The following is a 14,970-nucleotide window of genomic DNA, read 5'->3' as shown; positions in this document are numbered from 1 at the left end:
ATGTCACGCCCCCCGCCACTGCGGTTCACGCTTCTCGGTGAAGGCGGCGTGGAACTCGGCGTAGTCCGCGCTGTTCATCAGCAGCGCCTGCGTCGCGGCGTCGAGTTCGACGGCGGCGGAGAGCGGCAGGTCCAGTTCGGCGGTGAGCAGGGCCTTGGTCTGCGCGTGGGCGAGGGCGGGGCCGTCGGCGAGGCGCCGGGCGAGCGCGGACGCCTCGGGGTGCGCCTCGCCCTCCTCGGTCAGCCGGCTGAGCAGCCCGATGCGCTCTGCCTCCGGGGCCCGTACGGGCTCGCCGAGCATCAGGATGCGGGTGGCGTGGCCCAGGCCGACGACGCGGGGCAGCAGGTAGGCGGCTCCCATGTCCCCGCCGGAGAGGCCGACCTTGGTGAAGAGGAACGAGAAGCGGGTCGTCGGGTCGGCGAGCCGGAAGTCGGCGGCCAGCGCGAGCACGGCGCCCGCGCCCGCGGCCACGCCGTGCACGGCGGCGATCACCGGGAACGGCGCCTCCCGGATCGCCCGTACGACCTGGCCGGTCATCCGGTTGAAGTCGAGGAGCTGCGCGGTGTCCATGCCGAGGGTGGCGCCGATGATCTCGTCGACGTCGCCGCCGGAGCAGAAGCCGCGCCCCTCGCCGCCGAGTACGAGCGCGCGGGCGCGTCTGGTGCGGGACAGCTCGGCGAGCAGGTCGCGGAGATCGGCGTACGCCTCGAAGGTGAGCGCGTTGAGCTTGTCGGGCCGGGCGAGGGTGACGGTGACGACGCCGTCCTCCTCGCCGACCCGGAGGTGCTCCCAGTGGGCGCTGGCGCGGACAGAACCGGTGAACGGGCTCATGAGGCGTGCTCCTCGGGCCGGACGGCGGGCATGCCTGCGCCGTGCCCGCCTTCCGAAAGTATCACCAGTTCGTGACTGTCGTCAGGGGCGCGCGATAGACCACGGGCGGCGCCTCACGCCGCCGGGCCCGCCAGCGTGGCGACCAGCACCGCCTTGATGGTGTGCATCCGGTTCTCGGCCTGGTCGAAGACGACCGAGTGGGCCGATTCGAAGACCTCGTCGGAGACCTCCAGGGAGTCGAGCCCGTACCGCTGGTGGATCTCGCGGCCCACCGCCGTGCCGAGGTCGTGGAAGGCGGGGAGGCAGTGCAGGAACCGCACCTCGTCGTTGCCGGTGGCCCGGAGCACGTCCATGGTGACGGCGTACGGGCGGAGCAGGCCGATCCGCTCGTCCCAGATCTCCTTGGGCTCCCCCATCGACACCCAGACGTCGGTGGCCACGAAGTCCGCGCCGCGCACGCCCTCGGCGACGTCCTCGGTGAGGGTGATCCGCGCCCCGCTGCTGCCGGCGAGCCCGCGCGCGTGGGCGATCACCGACTCCTGCGGCCAGAGGGCGCGGGGCGCCACGATCCGGACGTCCATGCCGAGCAGGGCGCCGGTCACCAGGCTGGAGTTGCCCATGTTGCTGCGGGCGTCACCTAGGTAGGCGTAGGCGGTCCGATCCAGCGGCCCGGTGCCGTGCTCGGTCATGGTGAGCACGTCGGCGAGCATCTGGGTGGGGTGCCACTCGTCGGTGAGCCCGTTGTAGACCGGGACTCCGGCGTGGGCGGCGAGTTCCTCGGCGGTCGTCTGCGCGCTGCCGCGGTACTCGATGCCGTCGAACATCCGCCCGAGCACCCGGGCGGAGTCCCGGGCCGACTCCTTGTGCCCTGTGTGCGAACCGGACGGGTCGAGGTAGGTGGTGGCCGCGCCCTGATCGGCCGCGGCCACCTCGAACGCGCAGCGGGTACGAGTCGACGCCTTCTCGAAGATCAGTGCGATGTGGCGACCGCTGAGGCGCCGCCGCTCCGTCCCGGCTCTTCGGGCGGCCTTCAGCTCCGCGGCGAGATCGATCAGGTGGCGGAACTCCTCGGGAGTGAAGTCCAGCTCCTTGAGGAAGTGGCGTCCCGTGAGGTCTGTCGCCATGAGGATGCTCCTAGTCGATTACGGCAGCACAAACCGTAAGTCTATACGTCAACCCGTATCTCTATACAGGCCCCCTCTCGACGGGGCAGCTCATGCAGCGCGGCCCGCCGCGCCCCCGCCCCAGCTCGCTGCCCGGTATCTCCAGCACTTCGATGCCCTGCTTCCGCAGGAAGGTGTTCGTCGTCGCGTTGCGTTCGTAGGCGACCACCACCCCCGGTTCGACGGCCAGCACGTTGCAGCCGTCGTCCCACTGCTCCCGCTCGGCGGAGTGCACGTCCTGGGTGGCGGTCAGCACCCGGATCGAGTCCAGCCCCAGGGCGGCGGCGATCGCCCGGTGCATGTGCTCCGGCGGGTGGTCGGTGACCTTCAGGTCGTTCGTACCGCCGCCCGGCTCGATCGTGTAGGACCGCAGCATGCCCAGGCCCTCGTACTTGCTGAAGGTGTCACCGTCGATCATCGTCATCACGGTGTCCAGATGCATGAACGCGCGGCGCTTGGGCAGGTCGAGCGCCACGATGCTGGTCGCGGAGCCCGCCTCGAACAGCCCCCGGGCCAGCGTCTCCACGGCCTGCGGGGTCGTCCGCTCGCTCATCCCGACGAGCACCGCGCCGTTGCCGATCACCAGGACGTCGCCGCCCTCGATGGTGGAGGGGTGGGCGCCCTGCCCCTCCGACCAGAAGCGGAAGGGGTTCTCGGTGAAGAGCGGGTGGTATCGGTAGATCGCCTCGAAGTGCACGGTCTCGCGGCGCCGCGCGAGCCACCGCATGTCGTTGATGGACACCCCGTCGTAGATCCAGGCGGAAGTGTCCCGGGTGAAGATGTGGTTGGGCAGCGGGGCGAGCAGGAAGTCGTCAAGATCCATCACATGGAAACGCACCGAGGCCGGCTCCGGGTACCCCTCCAGGAACTCCCGTTTGGTCATGCCGCCGATCAGCGCCTCGACCAGCTCGGTCAGCGCCATCTTGTCGAACGCCGCACGGAGACGGCCGGTGGCGAGCGGGCCGTACTCCCGCTCGTCGAAGACCCGGTCGAGCACCAGCGAGCGGGCCGCCGGGATGTCGAGGGCCTCGGTGAGCAGTTCGCCGAAGAGATGCACGGTGACCCCGCGGTCGCGGAGGACGTCGGCGAAGATGTCGTGCTCCTGACGGGCGCGGCGCACCCACAGGAGATCGTCGAACAGGAGATCGTCCTTGTTCGAGGGGGTGAGCCGCTTCAGCTCAAGATCGGGCCGGTGCACGATGACGCGGCGGAGCCGCCCGGCCTCGGAGTCGACATGGAATCCCATGAAGACATCCTGTCGGACGAGAGCGCTCCACGCCCGGCCATGCGAGCACGGATCTGAGGTCAGACGGTATCCGGCTCACGGCCCAGGGCACGTCCCACGGCCGCGATGCCGGCCGGGCCGACCTGGCAGCAGCCGCCGACCAGCCGGGCGCCGTGCGCCGCCCACCTTACCGCCAGCTCCGGCGCGAAGGTGGGCGTGCCCCGCCAGACGTGCCGTCCCGCATCCCAGCCCTCGCCGCTGTTCGGATACACGACGACGGGCTTGCCGGTGACGGCCACGGCGGCCTCCACGGCCGCGTCGACGTCCGCCGCGTCACAGCAGTTCACGCCGACGGCGAGCACCTGCTCACGGCCCGCCGCCACGGCGAAGGCGTCGGCCAGGGGCTGACCGGCTCTGGTCCGCTCGCCCTCGATGGTGTAGCTCAGCCACACCGGCACGCCACACCCCTCGGCCACGGCCAGCAGGGCCGCCGCCTCCTCGGTGTCCGGCACCGTCTCCAGGGCGAGCACGTCGGGCCCGGCCTCGGCCAGCGCCGCGATCCTCGGCCGGTGGAACCGCCGCAGCTCCGCCTCACTCAGCCCGTACCGGCCCCGGTACTCGCTGCCGTCCGCGAGCACCGCGCCGTACGGCCCGACCGAGGCGGCCACCCAGACCTCACGGCCGCCTGCCTCGGCACGGGCCGCCCGCCGGGCCAGCTCCACGCTGCGCCGGAAGAGCCCGGCCGCCGCCACCAGGCCGAGCCCTCGTCGGGCGAAACCCTCGAAGGACGCCTGATAGCTGCTGGTGATCAGGACCCGCGCCCCCGCCCGTACGTACGCCCGGTGGGCCGCCTCGATCTGCTCGGGGGCGTCGGCCAGCAGCCGAGCCGACCACAGGGCGTCGGCGAGATCGCATCCCTGGGCCTCCAGCTGATTGGAGAGCCCGCCGTCCAGGACCAGGGGAGGTCCGGCGGCGAGGGCGCCGGCGAGCGGGAGCACGGGAGTGGTCATACCAGGCGGCTCTGCACCTGGTCGGAGATCAGCTCCAGATGGTCCAGGTCGGAGAGGTCGAGGATCTGGAGGTACATCCTCGAGGCGCCCGCCTCCTGGTAGCGGCCGATCCGGTCGACGACCTCCGCCGGGGAACCGGCCAGGCCGTTCTCCTTGAGCTCCGTCACCTCCCGGCCGATGGCGCGGGCACGGCGGGCCACTTCGGCGTCGTCCCGCCCCACGCAGGCGACCAGGGCGTTGGAGTACACCAGGTCGTCCGCCTTGCGGCCGTGCTCCACCGTGGCGTCCCGCACCCGCTCGATCTGGCGCGCGGAATCCTCGGCCGAGGCGAAGGGGATGTTGAACTCGTCGGCGTATTGCGCGGCGAGCCGGGGAGTGCGAACGGGCCCCATGCCACCCACCAGCACCGGCACCCGGGACTGGGCGGGCTTGGGCAGCGCGGGCGAGTCGGTGAGCGTGTAGTGCTCCCCCGCGAAGCTGAAGGTCTCACCGGCCGGCGTGCCCCAGAGCCCGGTGACGATCGCGAGCTGCTCCTCCAGCCTGCCGAACTTCGCGGCCGGGAAGGGGATGCCGTACGCCGTGTGCTCCTCCTCGAACCACCCGGCGCCGAGGCCGAACTCCACCCGCCCGCCGGACATGGCGTCGACCTGCGCCACCTGGATGGCCAGCGGGCCGGGCAGCCGGAAGGTGCCCGCCGTCATCAGGGTGCCCAGCCGGATGCGGCTGGTCTCCCGGGCGAGCCCGGCGAGCGTGATCCAGGCGTCCGTCGGTCCGGGCAGCCCGTCGGCGTCACCCATGGGCAGATAGTGGTCGGAGCGGAAGAACGCGTCGAAACCGAGATCCTCGGTTGCCCTCGCGACGGCCAGCAGGGTGTCGTAGTCGGCGCCCTGCTGCGGTTCGGTGAAAATTCTCAGGTCCATGTCTCCATCCTGCCTGCGCCTCCGACGGATCACCGTGCCCGGGGCTGGGTGCGAGCCCTGGTTCTGCGGGCGGCCGTCAGGTGACGACGCGTGCGCCGCCGCGCTCCGGGAGGGCGAGGCTCCGGAGTATCCCGGCTACCCGGTCCCCGGATTCGTCCGCCGCGTCTATCGCGTCGAGGCACTGCCAGTACAGCCCCTCGTCCGCCGCCACCGCCACACCGACCAGCGCCACGCCGGACTCCCCGAGCAGCCCGGCGAGATCGACCAGCACCTGCCGCGGATCGGAGACGCCCGAGAGCCGCCGCGCCCGTATGTCCTCCTCGCTGCGGGCGGGGTGACGCAGAGAACCGCAGCCCCGCTTGCCCGCCTCGCTCAACCCGATCGCCTCCGCCCGGACCACCGGGGGCCCGCATGCAGCTAACCGGGAGCCGACCTCCGCCACCAGCGCCTGTGTCTGCCATGCCTCGGCGACGACGTCGGTCAACGCCTTGCTCTGCGCCAGGGCCTGTCTCGAAACTTCGATGAGTCTTACAGCTTCCATCTCTCGTCCCCCTCCACTGGTCGCTACCCAGCGTGACTACCAACGGCCGTGTCCGCCAGGGAGTTTGGGAAATCTGTGGATAATCCGACACCTCTGAATAACTCTACCACTCCATAGAGTGACCGTTTTCGACTGCCGGGAAACGCTTCTCGTTCCTGTCGATCTTCGCGGCCAGTGCGGCGAGGGGGTCGACGCCCAACACCTCGCAGAACTGCAGCAGATAGGCGAGAACGTCCGCGACCTCGTCCTCCACCCTCCCGGCCGACTCCTCGCCGGCCATCACACGGACCGATTCGTCCGGTGTCAGCCACTGAAAGATTTCCACCAGTTCCCCGGCCTCGACGCTCAGCGCGGCGGCCAGGTTCTTGGGCGTGTGGTATTTGCCCCAGTCGCGGGCTACCGCGAACTCGGCCAGCCGCCGCTGCAACTGCGCCACCGTGGGCTCAGCAGGCTCAGCAGGCTCAGTCGCTTCAGTCGGTTCAGTTGCGTCGGTCGGTTCAGTTGCGTCGGTCGGTTCAGCTGCGTCAGTCGGTTCAGTCACTCCCCAGGTCTACCAGGGCGGCCTCGGGCACCTCCGCCGTGCCCCGCAGGGTGCCGACGCCCTGCAAGGTGCCGATCAGCCGGACGTGTCCGCGTGCACACATCCGCCCCGCGAGGGCGAGCAGCTCCCGCGTCTGCCGCTGGTCCAGCCCGCAGTCCAGGCCGTCGGCGAGCACGGTCAGCGCCTGCCGCCCGTACGGCTCCTCGGCGACGCCCTCCGCCGTCAGCGCGTCCGGCCCGGCCAGCAGCACCAACGCCAGCGCCATGTAACGCAGTTCACCGTCCCCCAGCCATTCGGCGGGGGTGTAGCGCGTCTCACCGCGCTCCACGAACACCCGCACCAGGGCCGCTCTCTGCCGGTCGTCCCGCGCCACCAGTCCGCCGACCGGCCCGGCGCAGCCCGCCCGTACGGCGTCGACGAGTGCCGCGTGCCGACTGCCGCTCTCGGCGTGCGTACGGCGCAGCACGGCGGCGAAGTTGTCGCAGCCGCCGCGCAGCAGCGCGTCGGTGAGAGCCACCGCGTTGCGCATCCGCTCCGGCCGCGGGTCGCAGGGGAAGGCGGCGCGCAGCGCGTACACCACCTGCTCGGCGGCGGCCAGTACCCGGCGCTGGCCCGCGGTGGTGCCCGCGACGCGCAGCGGCAGCAGGGCGGTGGCGAGCCGGTCGTCGGGAAGCGGCGCGCGGGTCACCCCGGTAGCTCCGGCGGTGTGCCACTCGGCCTGCACCGACCGTCTGCCCGGGTCACGCAGCGCCGTGGAGAGCAGGGTCCGCCCGTCAGAGGCGGTCAACCGCTCCCCGGCGATGCGCAGTTCGGGCTCGGCCTGGACGGCCAGGTCGATCCGCACCGGCCCGACCCGCCCGTCCACGGTGCAGCCCAGCCGGAATCCGCGCCTGCCCTGCGGGTCGGCCCGCGCCCCCTGCGGCACGTACGCGGACGGGCCGCCCCGCACCTCGCCGAAAACCTGCCCGAGCTCCGCGCCGTCACCGAGCCGGGCCAGCGCCTCGTAGCCTTCCAGCAGGCTCGACTTGCCGCTGCCGCTCGCCCCGGTGAACAGGGTGAGCGGGGCGAGCTTCACGGTCCGGCCACGGTGCGAACGGAAGGCGGAGAGCCGCAGTTCGGTGACGACGGCGGACGGGAACACGGCGGGGGTCGGGTCCATGGTCAGGGACCGTACGCACCCGGCCCGGTGCCGAACCGTTCCCGCACTTGCGGCTTCCCCCGATCGGGGGACCCGCGCGGCGTGGGTGCCGGGGAGCGTGGCGGATCGCGGCCACCATACGGCCGTCATCCGCCACGGTCCCCGAGGCGTCAGCCGCCCTGGCCCAGCGCGGTCTCCTCGTCCTGCCCGGCCCATTCCCGCCCCGTCCACCACAGGAGCGACACGCCGAAGACCTCCCGCACCGTCTCCGCCGCCCAGTCCTGGGCGGGCGGTCCGCAGAGCACCAGGTACAGGCGGGCGGCGGTGCGCGGCGCGAGGTGGTTGATCTCCAGCAGCCGGGCGGCTCCGGCACGGATGTCGGGATACGTCACCCGTCCGCGGCTGAGGACTTCGTAGAGGAAGAGACCGCCGTCCCCGTCCTCGCGGCTGACGTCGACGACGGGCGAGTCGGTGGGGCGATGCCCCGCGAAGTGCAGTGCCGACTGGAGCTGGCGGCGCACCGCCTCGTGCGTGTTGCAGTCGCGATCAGCCTCCGCCGAGGCCGTCAGCTCCGCGAGGAGAGCCTCGGGGGGAGCGGTCCGGTGGTGCTGCGTCTGCGTGTCGGCTTCCACGGGGCTGGCGTCTCTCGCTTCGGGTTCGGTTGCGGTTGCGGTTGGGGTCGGGGTTGGGGGTTCAGCCTCGGCGGGAGGGAGCCGCTGGGGCGGGGTGGGAGCAGGGGCGGGGTCCGTGCGAAGGCGCGCCCGGGCGCGGGAGAGTTCCTCCGCCCAGCCGCTGCGGGCCAGCTCGGTGGCGAGCCGGGCGCCGAGCGTGGCGTCCTTCGAGGCGATCGCGTCGCGCGTGCTCTGCGCCAAGTCCCGCAGCGCCCGCAGCCGTTCCGCTTCGGGTGCCCCGAGCAGCTGCCAGACGCCCAGCCAGTCGGCCCGGTCCCGGCGCAGGCACCGGTGCGCCATTCCCTTCAGCTCCGAGAGCCGGGCCGCAGCGTCGCCCGGGACGCCCTCGGTGCCGTGCGCGATCTCCCCCAGGATCTCCAGCGCCGCCCCGTAGCGCGCCGCCATGCCGGTGGAGACGGGCTTGCGTCCGAAGTCGCTGGCCGAGAGCAGACTCACCCGCCCCTCGTGGTGCGACACCCAGCACTCCAGCTCGGCCCCGATCCTCGGGGGCGTCGAACCGTGGCGGACGACGAGGAGCAGCGTGCGCTCCGTCGCCGGTTCGAGAGCCTGGACCCTCCAGTGGGCACCCTTGCCCGCGCCGAGCACCCGGACCCGGATGTCGGAGCCGACCGCGAGTTCGCCCGGCACATGGCCGCCCTCGCGCCCGCCGTCTGGTCCCCCGCCCTGCCCGGACAGGGCATCCGGCAGGGGCGAGGGGTGCAGGACGGTCAACGACTGGGTGCTGCGCGTCAGGGCGACATAGAGCTGACGCAGACCGGCGGGACCGCGCTCGGCGATCGCCGTCGGGTCCAGGACGAGCACGTGGTCGAATTCCATGCCCTTGGCCTGGGCCGCCGCCAGCACGGACACCGTCTGCCGTCCCTGCGGTGTCATGCTCTCGGCCTGGTCCACACGGCGGCGGACCTCGCCGAGCCAGTCGGAGTCGTCCGGCACGATGACGGCGATGGACCGCAGCGACCGGCCCGCCTCGTCGGTGCCGATGAGGCGCGCCGTGCGGGAAACGGCCTCGTCCAGCAGCTCCCAGGGCGTCGTCCGGACCAGGCGTACGGATTCGTCACCGGCGCGGCGGACGGCCACCGGGTAGGGCAGTGAGGGCGCGATCGTACGGGCCAGCGGGGCGACGAAGTCCATGATCTCGGCGGGCACCCGGTAGCTGGTGTTCAACTCGGCCACCTGCCAGTCGCCCTGGTCGCCCAGCAGTTGGCCCAGCCGGTCCCAGTCGGTGTACCCGTGGGCGCCGGTGGCCTGTGCCAGGTCGCCGAGCACGGTCATCGAGCCGGACGGGCAGCGCCTGCGCAGGGACTTCGCCTGCATCGGGGTCAGGTCCTGCGCCTCGTCCACGACGATGTGCCGGTATCGCTGCGGGGTCTCGCCCGCGAGGAGGAAGCGCAGTTCCTCCAGACATACGAGATCGTCGAGTGTCCAGGCCTCCTCGGCCGCCCGCTCCGCCCTCGGCCTCCGCAGCACGGCCTGATCGCCGTCGTCGAAGACTCCGTCCGCGCATTCCCGCAGCCTGTCCGGGGAGTTGAGCAGGCTCCGGAGCGCTTCCTCGGGGCTCAGCGACGGCCAGGTCCGCTCGATGAGCGAGGTGACCTGCCGATGGCGTTCCAGGTCGCGGCGCACCTTGGTGTCACGGCTGCGGCGCGGGGCGAGCTGAGCGAGTGCGGCCAGCAGCCGGTCGACCAGCAGGTTGCGGAAGCGGTCTCTGCGCAGCCGGTACGCGCCGGTGCCCTCGCGGGCCTCCCGGAGGAGTTCGAGTACCTCCGAGCGCGGCAGCCGCAGCGAGGTGCTGCCGACGGCGACGGTGAAAGCGGGCTCGTCCCGCTCGTCCGAGGGGGCGGTGGTGAGGGAGTCCACGGCCTCCGGCCTGCACTCACCCTCCACTCGCCGCCTCAGCACCTCGGCCATCCGCTCGTTTGACTTCACCAGCCTGGCCCGGGGGGAGTCGGTGCCACGGATGTCACCTGCCCAGAGCCGGGAGAGCTGGACCGCGTTGACGTTGCGGGTGCCGAGAGTGGGCAGGACCCGCCCGACGTACTCCAGGAAGCTCTGATGCGGGCCGACCACCAGGATGTCCTGGGCAGGGAAGTGGTCGTTGTCGACGAGCCAGGTCACCCGGTGCAGACCGACAGCGGACTTGCCGGTGCCCGGCCCGCCCTGGATCACGAGCAGTCCGGCCGGTGAGCCGGTGACCAGCGCCATCTGGTCGCGTCTGATCGTCTCGACGATGTCCCGCATCCGGCCGCTGCGGGCCCGCCTCAGCTCGCGCAGCAGGAACTCGTCCACCGGCTGCGGCTTCTTCCGCGGCTTGCGCGCAACCCCGCGCGGCCCGGGGACGCGCCCCGCAGCGGCCTCCTCCCCGTCGTCAGGGCGTTCCGCCTCGGCAGAGCCTTCCGCTTCGACGGCGCTCGCCTCACCGGTGGCGGGCTCCGGTACGGCGTCGTCACCGGCGCCCGGCTGATCACCGGGGCTGAGAAGGGGCGCGATCTCGTCCAGATAGTCCTCGACCGTGCGCTCCACGCACCGCAACTGCCGCCGGAGGGAGACCTCTCCGGGCGCCTGGGGCAGCGCGTTGCGCCACTGGACAGCCAGCGGGTTGGTCCAGGAGACGACCACCTGGTCGCGGGTCTCGACGTCGAAGACGCTCCGCCGCCCGACGTACCAGGTCTCCGGCTCCGCCTGCCCGCCCTCCTGGGTGTCGACCCGCATGACCACCAGGGACTCCCCGCCCAGGCCCCCGTACTCCTGCGCGCGGGCCTCGGCCTCGACTCGGACGGCGATGCCGTCCTTGCCACTCGCCGACGCCGACGCGGCGGTCTGCCCGCCCATCTCGGCGAGGCGTGCCTCATAGCAGTCGTACGCGCGGTCGACCGCCTTCTGCTCGTTGGCGATGACCGCTTCCCGTGAAGTGCCGCTCACGTGTCTCCCCTCCCCTGCGGCACAACGGCGCTGCTTCTCTCGGCCGACGTACCGCGCATCCCTGCGGAAAGACTTAGCAGAATCCATATGACGCCGCGTCACTAACCGGCCAACAGCCCGCCAGCGCAGAGATCCTGGTTCTTGTCCGGCCCGGCGTGCCGATGAAAATCGGTGGCGAGAGGAGTCAGTCCAGTAGACCGTTGAAGAGCGTGGCAGCAGCCTCCCCAAGAAGCCCTGAGGGTCAGCACCCTGAGATCTATGGGTGATAACCCCACCATGAGAGGGGGACCACCCTGATCGCTGGAGCGGCGCCGGATCCGTAAGTTCTTACTCAGTAGCACAGCAGCGCTCCACACCCCGACTCGGAGGACCCCCGTGACCAGGCGACAGAACCGGCAGACGCCCTCGACCAGCCCGGTCATCGCGGCCTTCGTCCGCTTCGTCGTCTGCGGCGGCGGCGTGGGGCTGGCCTCCAGCGGAGCGCTCCTGCTGCTCAGCGACCGGATGCCGATGATGCTGGCCAACGCCCTGATCACCGTCGTCTCCACCGTCATCGCCACCGAGCTGCACGGCCGGGTGTCCTTCCGCAGCGAGCGCCGCGGCTGGGGCGTCCACCTCCAGTCCGGGCTCACCGTGGCCGTCAGCTACGCCTTCACCACCGGCGCCCTGCTGGGCCTGTACGCGGTGCAGTCCGCACCGTCGGCGCTGACCGAGCAGACCGTCTACCTGTCGGCATCCGCGCTGGCGGGCGTCGGACGCTTCGCCGTCCTGCGCGCCGTCGTCTACGCCGAGCGGACGACGAAGCACGAGCGGACGCACCTCCGCCTCCGCCTCAACCGGACGTCCGTGACCATGGCGGCGTAGCAGCCGCCCCGGCCGGCCAGGCGCGAACTGTCAGCGATCCTGTCCGGTCGACGTTCCGACCAGGAATCGGGTGCGGGAGCGGTGATTTCGTCGACCGATGAAGATCGGCCCAGTGGCTGCCTCCCCGCAGAACCCCCGCCCGGGTCAGCCCACCGCAGCGCCGCGCTCGTGGGGGCGGCGCTCGTGGGGGATGACCATGGGAGTGCCGGTCCGGGGGTCCGGGACGATGTCGGAGGCGAGGTGGAACACCTCCGACACCAGCTCGGCCGTCAGCACCTGATGGGGCGGGCCTTCGGCCACGATCCGGCCCTCGTCCATGACGACGAGGTGGGAGGCGAAGCGTGCCGCCTGGTTGAGGTCGTGCAGTACGGCGACGATGGTGCGGCCCTCCCGGTTCAGCTCGGCGCACAACTCCAGCAGGTCGTACTGGTGGGCGATGTCGAGGAACGTGGTGGGTTCGTCCAGCAGGATCAGACCGGTGTCCTGGGCGAGGACCATCGCGATCCAGGCGCGCTGCCGCTGCCCGCCGGAGAGGGCCCCGGCCTGGGCTTCGGCCAGTTCGGTCATGCCCGCGCGGTCGAGCGCGAGGGTGATGGCGCGGTCGTCGTCGGGCGACCACTGGCGCAGCAGGGTGTGGTGCGGATGGCGGCCCCGCCCCACCAGGCCGCGCACGGTGATGCCCTCGGGCGCGAGCGGGCTCTGCGGCAGCAGCGCGACCCGGCGGGCGAACTCCTTGCCGCGCAGGGTGCGGATGTCCGTGCCGTCCAGCGTGATGTGTCCGCGCTCGGGCTTGAGGACGCGCGCGAAGGACTTGAGCAGGGTCGACTTCCCGCAGCCGTTGGGGCCGACGATGACGGTGAGTCCGCCGTGCGGGAGGTCGAGGCTGACGTCCGAGACCACGGGGCTGCTGCCGTAGGAGAGGGTGACCTTCTCGGCGCTGAGCCCCTGTGCGGCGGGCGGCTCGGTCTTCCGGGTCTGCGTACCCGCTTCGGTTGTCACAGGGTTCCCTTTCTCCATTCACGCGTGAGCAGGTAGCCGAGGTAGATGCCGCCGACGGCCATGGTGTAGATGCCCGCGGGCAGGTCGTCGAAGAGGGTCAGCTGCTGCGAGGCGAGGTCGGCCAGAACCAGCAGCAGCGCCCCCAGCAGGGCGGAGAGCAGCTGTCTGGGCCCGGCTCCCCGGGTGATCCGGCGGGCTATCTGCGGAGCGGTCAGTGCGATGAAGGCGATGGGCCCCGCCACACTCACCGCGCCCGCGGCCAGGGCGACGGACAGGAGGACGGCCGCCGTTCGGGTGCGCCCCGGGTCGCTGCCGAGCGCCGCGGAGATCTCGTCGCCCATCTCGGCGATGGTGAGTCGCCGCGAGACGAGTGCGGCCAGCGGGCCCGCGACGAGCAGGACGAGCCAGATGGTGCCGGCGTCGGTCCAGGAGCGGGCGGCCAGGCTGCCGTTGAGGTAGGCGGTCAGCACGGTTGCCTTGTCACGCTCGACGACGTAGACGACGTACTGGGTGAGCGCGGTGGCCAGCGCCGCGACGCCGATGCCCGCGACGACGAGGCGGCCCGGGTCGCGGAAGCCGGTGCCCGTGGAGACATAGACCAGGCACATCGCGAGGAGCGCGCCGAGCAGCGCGCCGGACCACACCGGCACACCGGGCAGCAGCAGCGCGAAGGCCGCCGCGCCCGCGCCCGCACCGCCGCTCAGCCCGATCACGTCCGGGCTGGCGAGCGGGTTGCGGGTCACCGACTGGAAGAGGGCACCGGAGAGGCCGAACGCTGCGCCGGTCGCGATGCCGGTGACGAGGCGGGGGCCGCGCAGCCGGTCGAAGACGAAGGCGTCCTTGCCCTGCGCATCGCCCAGCACCGTGGAGGGCAGATCGCCCAGTGCTATGCCGAGGCGGCCGAGCGTCAGGGTGGCGGCGGCGGCCAGGAGAAGAGTGGCGGCGGCGAAGAGCGAAGCGATGACGGTGCTGCGCTCGACGGGGAGTACGACGTGGTGGCCGAGGCGCAGGTATCCCTTCGGCGCGGTCGGCTTCACGTCTGCCGCGGAAGACTGGTCCGGCGTCATGCGGTCCGGCGTCATGCGGTGCCCTTCATCCGGCGCACGGCGTACAGCAGCGCGGGCGCGCCGACGAACGCCGTGACGACGCCGACCATGAGTTCCTGCGGGCGCAGCAGGACCCGGCCGATCACGTCCGCGATGAGCAGCAGCGCGGGACCGGCCAGCGCCGAGAGCATGATCTGTGTGCGGAAGTCCACGCCTCCGAGGGCCCGCACGATGTGCGGAACGGCGAGTCCGACGAACGCGATGGGGCCGACCGCCGCGGTGGCGGCCGCGCTGAGCACCGTCGCGGTCATGAAGCCCGCGCCGCGGACGAGCGCGGCGTTGGTGCCCAGCGAGGCGGCGGCCTCGTCGCCCAGCGCCAGGGTGTTCAGTGCGGGGCCGAGCAGCAGTGCGACGGCCAGGCCGACTGCGGCGAAGGGCAGCACGGACCAGAAGACGTCATAGCCCCGGCCGCCCAGCGCGCCGACCACCCAGTAGCGGTAGCTGTCGAACACCTTGGGGCGGCTGAGCGTGACGGCCTGGATGAAGGCGGTGAGGACGGCCGTCAGCACCGCTCCGGCCAGGACGAGCCGCACCAGGCCGGTGTTGGCTCCCGCCGCCCCGATGACATGGACGAGGAGGCCGGCGAGCAGCGCGCCGGGCAGCGCCCACCACACGGTGTCGGACTGTCCGGAGGCGCCGAAGAAGGCGGTCCCCGCGACGATGCTCGCGGAGGCACCCGCGTTGATGCCCAGCAGTCCGGGATCGGCCAGCGGGTTGCGAGTGACGCCCTGCATGAGGGTGCCGGCCACGGCGAGGCACGCCCCGGCGAGCACGCCCAGCACGGTCCGCGGGTAGCGGCTCTCGATGACGGTGCGCAGGTACGGGTCGCCGTCGCCGGCGAGGGCGTCGAGGACCTCGCCGAAGGAGGTGCTCAGGTTGCCGAACATGACGCTCGCGAAGGCCGCGAGGACGAGCAGCACGAGCGCGCCGGTCAGGCAGAGCGCCGCCCGGGCGGCACCGGTGCGCGGGGCAGCGGCGCCGCCGGGGCGGTGGTCCACGGAAGTGGTCATCCGGCCGGACC

Annotated in this window: 13 protein-coding genes; 1 reads left to right on the top strand and 12 read right to left on the bottom strand. The window is 72.1% G+C overall.

Going from position 1 to position 14,970, the window contains the following annotated elements; genetic code table 11:
* Nucleotides 1–3: 3 nt before the first annotated feature.
* The 9 genes from LHJ74_RS12840 to LHJ74_RS12800 all read right to left on the bottom strand — a co-directional run bounded on the left by LHJ74_RS12840 (nt 4) and on the right by LHJ74_RS12800 (nt 10,980).
* Nucleotides 4–831 (bottom strand): enoyl-CoA hydratase family protein, encoded by an 828-nt coding sequence (locus LHJ74_RS12840; protein ID WP_260218095.1) that lies wholly within the window; start codon nt 829–831, stop codon nt 4–6.
* 113 nt (nt 832–944) lie between these two features.
* Entirely contained in the window at nt 945–1,955 is a 1,011-nt protein-coding gene (argF, locus tag LHJ74_RS12835; protein ID WP_260218094.1) for an ornithine carbamoyltransferase, read from the bottom strand.
* 61 nt (nt 1,956–2,016) lie between these two features.
* The gene (locus LHJ74_RS12830; RefSeq protein ID WP_260218093.1) at nt 2,017–3,240 is read right to left on the bottom strand and encodes an arginine deiminase; all 1,224 of its coding nucleotides are present in this window, start codon (nt 3,238–3,240) and stop codon (nt 2,017–2,019) included.
* A 59-nt stretch (nt 3,241–3,299) separates the two neighbouring features.
* On the bottom strand, nt 3,300–4,229 hold the full coding sequence (gene mmuM / locus LHJ74_RS12825; RefSeq protein ID WP_260218092.1) for a homocysteine S-methyltransferase: 930 nt from the start codon (nt 4,227–4,229) through the stop codon (nt 3,300–3,302).
* On the bottom strand, nt 4,226–5,149 hold the full coding sequence (locus LHJ74_RS12820) for an LLM class F420-dependent oxidoreductase (protein WP_260218091.1): 924 nt from the start codon (nt 5,147–5,149) through the stop codon (nt 4,226–4,228). The genes mmuM and LHJ74_RS12820 overlap by 4 nt, the downstream gene beginning before the upstream one ends.
* 76 nt (nt 5,150–5,225) lie before the next feature.
* Complete coding sequence (locus LHJ74_RS12815; RefSeq protein ID WP_260218090.1) at nt 5,226–5,690, bottom strand: DUF6099 family protein; 465 nt, start codon at nt 5,688–5,690, stop codon at nt 5,226–5,228.
* A gap of 103 nt (nt 5,691–5,793) precedes the next feature.
* Nucleotides 5,794–6,126: a nucleotide pyrophosphohydrolase gene (locus LHJ74_RS12810; RefSeq protein WP_260218237.1), complete on the bottom strand. Its 333-nt coding sequence runs from the start codon at nt 6,124–6,126 to the stop codon at nt 5,794–5,796.
* Between the two features lie 97 nt (nt 6,127–6,223).
* On the bottom strand, nt 6,224–7,390 hold the full coding sequence (locus LHJ74_RS12805; RefSeq protein WP_260218089.1) for an AAA family ATPase: 1,167 nt from the start codon (nt 7,388–7,390) through the stop codon (nt 6,224–6,226).
* A 149-nt stretch (nt 7,391–7,539) separates the two neighbouring features.
* Complete coding sequence (locus LHJ74_RS12800) at nt 7,540–10,980, bottom strand: HelD family protein (protein WP_260218088.1); 3,441 nt, start codon at nt 10,978–10,980, stop codon at nt 7,540–7,542.
* Between the two features lie 375 nt (nt 10,981–11,355).
* Here LHJ74_RS12800 and LHJ74_RS12795 point away from each other — a divergent pair, with 375 nt between their 5' ends.
* Nucleotides 11,356–11,844, top strand: coding sequence for a GtrA domain-containing protein (locus LHJ74_RS12795; RefSeq protein ID WP_260218087.1), 489 nt, complete (start codon nt 11,356–11,358; stop codon nt 11,842–11,844).
* 144 nt (nt 11,845–11,988) lie between these two features.
* Here the strand turns inward: LHJ74_RS12795 and LHJ74_RS12790 are convergent, their stop codons facing one another.
* The 3 genes from LHJ74_RS12790 to LHJ74_RS12780 are packed head-to-tail and all read right to left on the bottom strand — an operon-like array spanning nt 11,989 to nt 14,959.
* Nucleotides 11,989–12,861, bottom strand: coding sequence for an ABC transporter ATP-binding protein (locus LHJ74_RS12790; RefSeq protein WP_375546735.1), 873 nt, complete (start codon nt 12,859–12,861; stop codon nt 11,989–11,991).
* The gene (locus tag LHJ74_RS12785; protein ID WP_375546734.1) at nt 12,840–13,925 is read right to left on the bottom strand and encodes a FecCD family ABC transporter permease; all 1,086 of its coding nucleotides are present in this window, start codon (nt 13,923–13,925) and stop codon (nt 12,840–12,842) included. Before LHJ74_RS12785 ends, LHJ74_RS12790 begins: the two co-directional genes overlap by 22 nt.
* Entirely contained in the window at nt 13,922–14,959 is a 1,038-nt protein-coding gene (locus LHJ74_RS12780; protein WP_260218085.1) for a FecCD family ABC transporter permease, read from the bottom strand. Before LHJ74_RS12780 ends, LHJ74_RS12785 begins: the two co-directional genes overlap by 4 nt.
* Nucleotides 14,960–14,970: the final 11 nt, after the last annotated feature.

This window comes from Streptomyces gossypii (assembly GCF_025165795.1).
Taxonomy (GTDB): domain Bacteria; phylum Actinomycetota; class Actinomycetes; order Streptomycetales; family Streptomycetaceae; genus Streptomyces; species Streptomyces gossypii.
Note: the sequence above shows the minus strand (reverse complement) of the source record. Positions and strands in the feature narration are given on the sequence as shown.